Consider the following 9759-nt stretch of genomic DNA (forward strand, 5'->3'; position numbering starts at 1 on the left):
GGCCCACCATGTCGCATCGTGGTTTTTTTGAGCGCCAGGCCCATGCCCGGCGCAACACTCTCTGGTTAACGGTGCTGCTGCTGGCCGCAGTGACCGCGATCACCCTGGCGGTGTGCCTGCTGGGGTATCTGATCACCCGCAGTGAATCTTCCGGACTGAGCTTTCCCGCCTGGCTGCTGAGCAAACACGGCCTGCTGACCGCCCTCACTGTCACCGGGCTGATATTCGCGGGCTCACTGGTGCGCTGGGTGGATCTCGCCGGCGGCGGAGAGCGGGTGGCCAACATGGTGGGTGCCCGGGAAATTGACCCCGCCACCCGAGACGCCGATGAAAAGAAACTCCGCAACATCGTCGAGGAAATGGCCATTGCCAGCGGGGTGCCGGTACCGCAACTGTATGTGATGGACCGGGAAGCCGGCATCAACGCGTTTGTCGCCGGCTACTCGCCGGGGCAGGCGGTCATGGTGGTCACACAGGGAGCCCTGACCGAGCTGACCCGGGACGAATTGCAGGGGGTGGTCGCCCACGAGTTCAGTCACATTCTGAACGGCGACATGCGTCTGAACGTGCGCCTCATCGCCCTGCTGGCCGGGGTGCTGATGATCGGCCAGGTCGGCAGCTTTCTGCTGCAGAGCGGCTCCCTGTCCCGGCGCCGTTATCGCCGCAACAAAGAACAGGGCGCCCTGCTGGTGCTGGGGGTTGCGCTACTCGCCATTGGCTACATCGGGGTGTTTTTCGGGCGCCTGATTCAGGCGGCGGTGTCCCGCCAGCGGGAGATGCTGGCGGACGCCTCGTCGGTGCAGTTTACCCGCAACCCGGAGGGCATCGCCTCGGCGCTCTACAAGATCGGCCTCAAGGGGGGCCACCTCACGACCACCGGGCACGCCTCGGACATGAACCACATGTGTTTCGGTGAAAGCACCCCCATGCGGCTGTCACGCCTGCTGGCCTCTCACCCGCCCCTTGAAGCACGCATCAACGCCATCCAGCCCGGCATGCTGGCCCGCCTGAAAAGCCGCTTGCGCGACACCACCGCGACCCGTCGCCCGCCGGCCGGCGTTGCCGGGGCCGCCGGCTCCGGGGGCGTGGCCGATCTGCCCCCTTCCGTGGCCCGGTTTTCCGGCTCAGTGGGCACGGTCACCCCGCACAGCGAGGCGGCCGCGATCCATCTGCTCGGCCAGTTTCCCGACACCTACCGGGAGCTGTTGTACACCCGGGTGGGGGCCGTGCAGCTCTGCTACGCGCTGCTCACCTACGAACTGGACGAGACCACCCGCACGCACCAACTGGCGCAGATAGCGCCCCACCCTCTGTTTCAGCCCCAGGCGGACCTGCTGGCCAAGCTGCTGCCCACCCTGCAGAAACTCGGCGCCCGCGCCCGCTTTCCGTCGCTGGAACTGGCGATGCCCGCGTTGCGCCGGCTGGACCCGCAGGAAAAACGCACCCTGCTTGGCCACGTTCACACCCTGGTGTCCGCCGATGGGCGCCTGAGCCTGTTTGAGTTTGCCCTGTTCAGCTTTTTGCAACGCCACCTCGCCGCCGACGCCGCCCGGGTACCGAAAATCAGTTACCGCAAGTTCGCCCAGGTACAGGCCAGCCTGGAGCGCTTGTTCAGCCTGATGGCCCGCGCTGGCACCGCCACCGGCGGCGACCCCCACCGCCTGTTTGCGGAGGCCATGGCCGGCTTCACCAACCCCGGAGAGACCGCCCACTTTCAGGACAAGGTGACCGTTCAGAGTTTGCGCCAGGCGCTGCAACAGCTGAACCAGCTGTCTCCCCTGCTCAAACCCGCCATCATCGACGCCTGTGGCCACTGCGTCATGCACGACGGTCAGGTCAGCGTCACCGAATACGAACTCGTCCGCCTGGTCGCCGACCAGCTGGACTGCCCCATGCCGCCCTTGTAGCGGTTTGGCGTTCCCCCTCTCCCCAACCCCTCTCCCGCCAGGGGCGAGGGGCTAACGCCCGATACCAGGTACAAAGTACCGCTGCCGGCCCTCTCCCCTCGTACGCGAGGGGGTAATGGCAGCGGCGGACGCTACCGGGATCAAACCCCAGCTCTCCCCTCGCATGCGAGGGAGTCATGCGCAGCAGGCCATGGGGAAAGCCATTACCTCGGCTCCCCCCTCCCATGCGAAGACGTCATGCCCTGCGTCCGAGGTGAGCCGGGACAGTCTTAGATCTCTCCCATACGAAAATAACCGTTAATGCATTGCTCCAGAGATCAACTGTGCCCCCTCGCGGGTGAGAGAATAATGCACTGAGTCAGGGATGAATGGGGGCATGCTTAGGTATTCAGGCGACAAACCTGTTAATGGAGGCAGGCTTGAGTCTGCCCCCATACACTGATGGACGTTAATGCAGTGCTGCGGAGATCAGGCTGTGTACCCCCTCTCCCCTCGCGGGAGAGGGCTGGGGAGAGGGGGATGGTGCCCCTCCTACCCAACTACTTAATGGCCCCACTGGTCTCTGGGCGGAACAGGGTGTCGACGTCGGGGGTTTGGGTGTCGGTGGGCAGCCCCAGTTTGTCGCGGATGCCCAGGTTCACGTCCCACAGGCCGTCCAGCTTGCTGTTGGTGATGGCCACCGCATCGCCTTTATCCAGCATGATGGTCGGGCGCAGGAACACCAGCAGGTTGCGTTTCACCCGCCGCGTGCTTTCCGATGAGAACAACCGCCCCAGGTAGGGGATGTCCCCCAGCAGCGGTACCTTGCTCTTGTTGACCAGATAATCATCCCGGATCAGCCCGCCGAGCACGATGGTCTCGCCGTCGTCCGCCAGTACGGTGGTTTTGATCTCCCGCTTGTTGGTGACAATGTCCGAGGCGTCTTCAATGCTGTCGGCCACACTCTCGGTGGTTTGCTCGACCACCATGCGCACCAGCCGGTCCGCACTGATGGTGGGGGTGACCTTGAGGGTGAGACCGATGTCGCGGCGCTCGATGGTGGTGAACGGATTGCTCAGTCCAGCGCTGGTGTTGGTGGTTTCGCCGGTGCGGAAGGGCACATTCTGGCCGACGATGATCTCCGATTCCTGGTTGTCGAGGGTGATAATACTTGGCGTGGACAACAGGTTGGCGGCCGCCGAAGACGACAACGACTGCAGCAGCACCCCCCAGCTGGTGCCGTCCCGGTGGCGCTCTCCGGCGCCCACCGTCAGGCCACCGGTTGCCGGAGCGACCGTACCCCCACCGGTGATGGCCCCCAGAATCTCGGTCACACTGCGACCCACGTTGTTGAAGTTGGTACCCGCCACGGGCGTGGAGCCGCTGCCCTCATTTCCCAGCAGGAACTGCACCCCCAAATCCTTACCCAACTCGTCACTGATTTCCACGATGGCCGCTTCAATCAGCACCTGCGCCCGGCGCACATCGAGCTGGGCAACAATCAATTCGGCTTCCTGCATCATCGACGGCTCGCCGCGCACCACCAGGGCGTTCAAGCCTTCATCGGCAAACACCGAAAACCCGCTGCCGGTGCCGCCCCGGCCCTGGCTCCCGCTGGACGCACCCGGCGCTTCTTTGGCCAGCTCGCCCATCACCCCTTTGAGGATTTCCGCCAGGGTTTTGGCGTCGGCGTTGTTCAGCCGGATCACCTGGGTGCTGCCACCGGTGGCCGAGGGCTGGTCCAGTTTGCGGATCAGACTGCGCATCTTGTCGCGAAAGGGTTGATCCCCCCGCAGGATCAACCGGTTACTGCGCTCGTCGGCGGTCACGCTGTATTTTCTGCTGGCATCGGCCCCGCCGCCCGACCCCAGTTCGGCGGGTGCCAGCTCTTGCAACAGCACCACCATATCGCCCACCCAGGCTTCCTGCAGCTGCAGCACCTCCACTTCGTATTTGGCGGGTCGGTCCAGATCGCGCACAATCTGCTCCATGCGCTGAATGTTGGCCAAATGGTCACTGATGATGAGCGCATTGGCCCCGGCCACACCCGCCAGATGGCCGTACTTGGCGACCAGGGGCCGCAAGATAGGCACCAGCTCCAGCGCATTGGCGTTATCGACCTGAATCACCCGGGTAATCAGCTGCTCCGACGGAATGGTGGTAAAGCGCCCCAGGGATTCGGCCGCCTGTTTGGCGTCCACCTGCTGCACCACCTTGATCACCTCTTCCCCGGGAATGGCGGTAAAGCCATGCACCTGCAGCACGGCGAGGAACAGATCGTAGATCTCGTCTTTGGTCATGGGCGCACTGGACAGCACCGTGACCTTGCCCTTGACCCGGGGGTCGACCACGAAACTGTAGCCGGTGATATCGGCCACCTGAGTGACGAACGCGCGGATGTCCGCATCCTTCAGATTCAGTCGCCAGGTGCCTTCCTGCGCGTAGACCAGCGACATCAGTGGCAACAGAATAACCAACAACAAAACCCGGGTAATAGATGTCCTATGTTTGCTCATGCAGCGATTGCATCCTGTCTGTGTTAACGCCACTGTTGCGGCAATGCGTAATTGACGGTGAACCGGGCGCCATCGCGCACGATCTCGATTTCCAGTTGGGGCTGGGCGCGCCAGGATTCCAGCAAGGCACGGTCCTGCTCGAGATCCCCCAAGGGCTGACCGTTGATGGCGGTAATCACGTCCCCCGCTTGCAGGTTGACCGCCCGCAGCAACGCGTTCGAACCATCGTACACATAGCCCGACACCGCCTCACCCTCCGCCGGCCTCAGCCCGAACGCAGCCAGTGCCTGTACGCCCTGCTGGTCCAGTTGTTGCCGGGCGCTTTCAATAAAGGCATCCGGCGACGGGGGCGCTGGCATGGTGGCCGGCTCCACCGTGCCGGCAAAATTCTTGCCGGCGTCTTCAAAGGTCAGGGTTTCAAACACCCCGTTGCGCTGCAACAGAATCCGGTGCGGCTCCACCTCCATCAGCTCGGCGTTCCCCGGCAGCCGTTGCCCCACCCGATAATGTTCGGTCACGCCATCGCTGCCAGCAACTATAGCACCAGACTCCGCCGCGTGTTCGGCCACCAGCACACCTTCGAGACGCAGTTTCAGCCGTGTTTCCGGCGCATTCCGGCGCACCGTGTCGGCAATGGGCTGCACGCCCTCTGCCTGGCCAAACAGGGAGTAGGCGGCCAACGGCTGGCGCAGCAGACCAGCGTCCCCGCGGGAGCCACTGGCCACTTCCGGGCCTGACGGTGCCATTGGCTGTTGCGGCCACACCAAGTACCAGGTGATTCTGGCCGCCGTCACCGCCAGATACACCACCATCAGCACCAGCAACACATTCGCGGTCACCCGGGCCATCACCAGAGCCCTCCCGGCAATAACGGCTGACGCACCCGGAACACCACATCGTCGGGATTGGCTGCCCCTGACCAGGGTTGGCCGGCCAGATCAATCAAGCGTTTGTACACCTGCAGATCGAGCGTGCCATTGGCCAGAATCGTGGCATCGGCGGCGGGGGCCTGCCGGCCCTGCTGCAACACCTGCAAGGCCAGCCCCCGGGCGTTTTGTTGCAGGGTCATCGCCATGGGCGGAAACTCCGCCGTCTGGCGCCGGTCGCCCATTGGCCAGCTGACCGCACCACCCGGCCAGCGGGCCGAACCCTGCGCCTGCTGCAGGCGATGGTCGGCCCACTGCAGGTGCAGCCGGTCGATGGTCACGTCCCCGGCCAACAGAGCACCGCCACTTTGACGAATCAGCGGTTCAAAGTCGGCCACATGGATCTGCCCCCGGGCCTGCAACGCCACACTCAACGGCCAGCCCACCCGCACCTGCCCGGTCAGGATGGATTGCGCCGAGCGGGCCCTGATGTCCACCGGCACCTGCACCGCCGACGGCCACCCCATCTGCCAGGTTAACTGCACCGGGTGGCCGGCAAAACGCACCCCCGCGGCGCCCGCCCACAGGGTGCCGGTCACCTGCTGTACTTCGAGTTGCGGCGGCAACATCAACTGGAACCGGGCCTGGGTCCACAGCCAGCCGGCCGGCAACCACATCAGCAACGCGACTGCGTAAACCAGCAGCGCGAGCAGCAGCACAAGCACCAGCTTGCCGGGTCGCAGGAAGGCAGAGTGACGAGTGTTGCGCATACAGGGGTACAACGAATGATTGGGTAGGCTTCGAGTCTAGCAAAGCAGCACGCCAAGTACATGGCCAAACACAAAAAAGCCCCGGATTCAGATTGAATCCGGGGCTTTGCCAGCAGGGTGCCACACCTGTCACAGAACTGTGGGTGTGGCGGGGCTCAGCTGATTTACATCATGCCGCCCATGCCGCCCATGCCACCCATGCCGCCCATATCCGGCATACCGCCGGCAGCGCCAGCTTCTTCCGGCTCATCGGTGATCATGGCTTCGGTGGTGATCATCAGACCGGCAATGGAGGCCGCAGCCTGCAGTGCTGAACGTGTGACCTTGGCCGGATCCAGGATACCCATCTCCAGCATGTCGCCGTAGGTTTCGTTGGCGGCGTTGTAGCCGAACGAACCTTCGTGCTCACGAACCTTGGCCACCACGACGGAGGCTTCGCCACCGGCGTTGGTAACGATCTGACGCAGCGGTGCTTCCATCGCGCGACGCAGCAGGTTCACACCCGCCGTCTGGTCGTCGCTATCGGTCTCGACCGTCTGCAGCGAATCCAGGGCACGGATCAGCGTGACACCACCACCCGGGACGATGCCTTCTTCAACCGCAGCGCGGGTTGAGTGCAGCGCATCTTCAACGCGGGCTTTCTTCTCTTTCATTTCCACTTCAGAACCGGCACCAACCTTGATGACGGCAACGCCGCCCGCCAGCTTGGCCACACGCTCCTGCAGCTTCTCTTTGTCGTAGTCCGAAGTGCTGTCTTCGATCTGCTTGCGTACCTGCTCAACACGGGCCGCGATGTCGTTCTCAGCACCGGCTCCATCGATGATGGTGGTGTTTTCTTTGGTGATGTTCACGCGCTTGGCGGTACCCAGGTCGTCCAGCGTGGCGTTTTCCAGGGTCAGACCCACTTCTTCAGAAATCACCGTACCACCGGTCAGGATGGCGATGTCCTGCAGCATTTCCTTACGACGGTCACCGAATCCGGGTGCTTTAACCGCTGCCACCTTGACGATGCCGCGCATGTTGTTGACCACCAGGGTCGCCAGCGCTTCGCCTTCGATGTCTTCTGCGATGATCATCAGCGGCTTGCCTGCTTTGGCCACAGCTTCCAGCGTTGGCAGCAGCTCACGGATGTTGGAGATTTTCTTGTCAACCAGCAGGATGTACGGGTCATCCAGCTCGGCAGACATGTTGTCCTGGTTGTTGATGAAGTACGGCGACAGGTAACCGCGGTCGAACTGCATACCTTCAACCACGTCCAGCTCGTCGTCCAGACCACGGCCTTCTTCAACCGTGATCACGCCTTCTTTACCTACGCGCTCCATGGCGTCAGCAATCAGGCGACCGATGGTTTCGTCACCGTTGGCAGAAATGGTACCCACCTGGGCGATGTTACGGCTGTCGTCGCACGGCTTGGCCATTTCGTGGATGGCTTTAACCGCTGCCTGCGTGGCCTTGTCGATGCCGCGCTTCAGATCCATCGGGTTCATGCCCGCGGTCACGGCCTTGACACCCTCGTTGACGATTGCCTGGGCCAGAACAGTAGCCGTGGTGGTACCGTCACCGGCGGTTTCGTTGGCCTGGGAAGCTACTTCCTTGACCATCTGTGCGCCCATGTTCTCGAACTTGTCTTTCAGTTCGATTTCTTTGGCTACCGACACACCGTCTTTGGTCACGGTGGGGGCACCGAACGACTTGTCCAGTACCACGTTACGGCCTTTGGGGCCCAGCGTTACTTTAACGGCATCTGCCAGCGTGTTGACACCTGCGGCCATGCGCTTGCGTGCACTGTCACCGAATTTAACTTCTTTAGCCATAGTTCTTTAATCCTGTCAGTTAAGCTTAATGATTCGATATAGGGGGCTCTTAGGACTCGAGCACACCGTAAATGTCGCTCTCGCTCATGATCAGAAGGTCTTCTCCGTCGATCTTGACGGTGTTGCCGGCGTACTGGCCGAAAACAACGATGTCACCGACATTGACTGCCAACGCACGGGTTTCGCCATTCTCGAGAATACGGCCGTTGCCCACTGCGAGTACTTCGCCCTGAGACGGCTTCTCTTTTGCGTTACCCGGCAGCACGATGCCACCGGCTGTTTTCTCTTCTTCTTCTTTACGGCGTACGACAACACGATCGTGTAACGGACGAATCTTCATTGCTCGATTTCTCCACTGTCAGACTATAGTTGGCAATGACACTTGCGTTAACGCTGAAGCCGATAACACCCTGAGTAATCAGGCCGTTATCAGGCCCACAGCAATCTTGTGATCTTTATCTGGGGTCGCCCGAAAATATTTCAATACCCCTTCCGTAATTTTTTTCAAAAACTATCTAACTTTCTGTTTTATCGTCATTTTTACCCAAAGTGCGGGAATCTCTTCGGGTCTCATCGCGGTATTCCCCTTCAAAAACATCACCCTCCGGACCGAAGGGGTCGCGGGTGTGCGCGGAGCCGCGAAACTGAAACCCGGACACGCTGCCCGACACCACCATTTTCTTGAGCACCCGGGCGGCCAGCCATTGCCGGCTGCCGGGCAGCAGGCACAGCAGACCCAGCGCGTCGGTCACAAACCCCGGGGTCAGCAACAACACCCCACCGACCGCAATCAGTATCCCCTCGGCCACCTCTTTGCCGGGCAGCTCGCCGCTGTTAAGACGCTGATTGGCCTTGAGCAGGGTCGCCAGTCCCTGTTGCCGCAACAGGGCCGCACCCACGATCGCGGTCAGAAACACCAGGGCCACTGTACTCAGCACCCCAATCATCGTGCCCACCTTGATCAACACCGCCATTTCGACGATGGGCACGATGATGAAAACCAACACTACAATCGGCAACAAAAAACTCCTTTATTCTCGCTGGGGGCGCTTTATACTGCGGCGCAGCATTAGTCACCTTCATACTAGATCTAAGGGCGAAATATGAAACTTCAAGATTCCGTTATTGCAATTACCGGTGGTGGCCAGGGACTCGGGCGTGCCATGGCGGAATTTCTGGCAGCCAAAGGGGCCCGCCTGGCCTTAATCGATTTGATGCCGGAAAAACTGGACGAAGCCGTACAGGCCTGTAAGGACGCCGGTGGCGACGCCCGGGCCTACATCTGCAACGTCGCGGATGAAGACAGTGTAGTCCAAACCTTTGCCGCTATCGGCAACGATTTTGGCCGCCTCGACGGTCTGATCAACAACGCCGGTATTTTACGCGACGGCCTGATGATCAAAGTGAAAGACGGCGAGATCGTCAAACGCATGAGCCTGGCGGAGTGGCAGGCGGTGATCGACGTCAATCTCACCGGTGTGTTCCTGTGCGGCCGGGAAGCCGCCACTCAGATGATCGAGCGGGACTGCAAGGGCGTGATCATCAACATCGCCTCCATCAGCCGCGCCGGCAACATGGGGCAGAGCAACTACTCGGCGGCCAAATCGGCGGTCTCTGCGCTGGTGCCGGTGTGGGCCAAGGAACTGGCCCGTTACGGCATTCGCGCCATGGGCATTGCCCCCGGCTTCATCGCCACCGACATGACTGCGTCAATGAAACCCGAAGCGCTGGAAAAAATGGCCGCGGGCATTCCCCTCAAACGCCTGGGCAAGCCCGAGGAAATCGCCGCCACCGCCGCGTTTATCCTCGAGAACGACTACCTCTCGGGGCGCATCATCGAAGTCGACGGTGCCATGCGCTTGTAAAAGGCTTACCCCCTCTCCCCTCGTGGGAGAGGGCCGGGGAGA

The 9759-nt window shown here is 61.8% G+C and carries 8 protein-coding genes; 2 read left to right on the forward strand and 6 right to left on the reverse strand.

Annotated elements, in window-relative coordinates; genetic code table 11:
• Positions 1–8 precede the first annotated feature (8 nt).
• The gene (locus tag BG841_RS00645) at positions 9–1907 is read left to right on the forward strand and encodes a M48 family metallopeptidase (RefSeq protein WP_070055895.1); all 1899 of its coding nucleotides are present in this window, start codon (positions 9–11) and stop codon (positions 1905–1907) included.
• 539 nt (positions 1908–2446) lie between these two features.
• On the opposite strand, the gene gspD is transcribed toward BG841_RS00645, so the two are convergent.
• From gspD to BG841_RS00675, 6 genes are all read right to left on the reverse strand, one after another.
• The gene (gene gspD, locus BG841_RS00650) at positions 2447–4402 is read right to left on the reverse strand and encodes a type II secretion system secretin GspD (protein WP_070055896.1); all 1956 of its coding nucleotides are present in this window, start codon (positions 4400–4402) and stop codon (positions 2447–2449) included.
• A 23-nt stretch (positions 4403–4425) separates the two neighbouring features.
• Positions 4426–5250: a type II secretion system protein N gene (locus BG841_RS00655; protein WP_070055897.1), complete on the reverse strand. Its 825-nt coding sequence runs from the start codon at positions 5248–5250 to the stop codon at positions 4426–4428.
• Positions 5250–6038 carry a type II secretion system protein N gene (gene gspN, locus BG841_RS00660; RefSeq protein WP_070055898.1) on the reverse strand — a complete coding sequence of 263 codons (789 nt, stop codon included), beginning with the start codon at positions 6036–6038 and terminating at the stop codon, positions 5250–5252. Before gspN ends, BG841_RS00655 begins: the two co-directional genes overlap by 1 nt.
• A gap of 164 nt (positions 6039–6202) precedes the next feature.
• Positions 6203–7852: a chaperonin GroEL gene (gene groL, locus BG841_RS00665; RefSeq protein ID WP_070055899.1), complete on the reverse strand. Its 1650-nt coding sequence runs from the start codon at positions 7850–7852 to the stop codon at positions 6203–6205.
• 49 nt (positions 7853–7901) lie between these two features.
• Positions 7902–8192, reverse strand: a complete 291-nt coding sequence (gene groES / locus BG841_RS00670) for a co-chaperone GroES (protein WP_070055900.1) — start codon at positions 8190–8192, stop codon at positions 7902–7904.
• 175 nt (positions 8193–8367) lie between these two features.
• Positions 8368–8871, reverse strand: a complete 504-nt coding sequence (locus tag BG841_RS00675) for an FxsA family protein (RefSeq protein WP_070055901.1) — start codon at positions 8869–8871, stop codon at positions 8368–8370.
• 84 nt (positions 8872–8955) lie between these two features.
• Here BG841_RS00675 and BG841_RS00680 point away from each other — a divergent pair, with 84 nt between their 5' ends.
• Positions 8956–9717 (forward strand): SDR family oxidoreductase, encoded by a 762-nt coding sequence (locus BG841_RS00680; protein ID WP_070055902.1) that lies wholly within the window; start codon positions 8956–8958, stop codon positions 9715–9717.
• Positions 9718–9759 lie beyond the last annotated feature (42 nt).

The organism is Marinobacter sp. X15-166B (genome assembly GCF_001752365.1).
Taxonomy (GTDB): domain Bacteria; phylum Pseudomonadota; class Gammaproteobacteria; order Pseudomonadales; family Oleiphilaceae; genus Marinobacter.

Excerpts from the sequence above, each read along its gene's own strand:
- BG841_RS00645 (WP_070055895.1), top strand. The coding sequence starts at position 9 with ATGTCGCATCGTGGTTTTTTTGAGCGCCAGGCCCATGCCCGGCGCAAC.
- gspD (WP_070055896.1), bottom strand. The coding sequence starts at position 4,402 with ATGAGCAAACATAGGACATCTATTACCCGGGTTTTGTTGTTGGTTATT.
- BG841_RS00655 (WP_070055897.1), bottom strand. The coding sequence starts at position 5,250 with ATGGCCCGGGTGACCGCGAATGTGTTGCTGGTGCTGATGGTGGTGTAT.
- gspN (WP_070055898.1), bottom strand. The coding sequence starts at position 6,038 with ATGCGCAACACTCGTCACTCTGCCTTCCTGCGACCCGGCAAGCTGGTG.
- groL (WP_070055899.1), bottom strand. The coding sequence starts at position 7,852 with ATGGCTAAAGAAGTTAAATTCGGTGACAGTGCACGCAAGCGCATGGCC.
- groES (WP_070055900.1), bottom strand. The coding sequence starts at position 8,192 with ATGAAGATTCGTCCGTTACACGATCGTGTTGTCGTACGCCGTAAAGAA.
- BG841_RS00680 (WP_070055902.1), top strand. The coding sequence starts at position 8,956 with ATGAAACTTCAAGATTCCGTTATTGCAATTACCGGTGGTGGCCAGGGA.